At 50.6% G+C, this 243-nt stretch carries 1 pseudogene; it reads right to left on the reverse strand.

The features are described from left to right. Positions 1 to 243: pseudogene (locus tag ACTHS3_RS18460) on the reverse strand (D-alanyl-D-alanine carboxypeptidase); the annotation flags it as partial.

Raw genomic sequence — 243 nt, forward strand, 5'->3', positions numbered from 1 at the left:
GCTTTGGTGCTGCCTTTGTAAACTTTGACTTGGGAAATTACTTCTCCGCCGTTATAAAGTTTGGGCGTATCAAATGCCTGTAACGCCCAGTTGAGCAGTTTGCTGCTTTCACTGGCGCGCGCTTCGGTGGATTCGGCACCGGCAAGAATGGAAACAATACGGCGGTTGTTGCGTTTGCTGGAAGCGGCAAGATGATAACCTGCGCCTTCAGAATAGCCGGTTTTCAAACCGTCGATACTGCTG

It is taken from the genome of Neisseria sp. P0009.S007 (assembly GCF_051962515.1).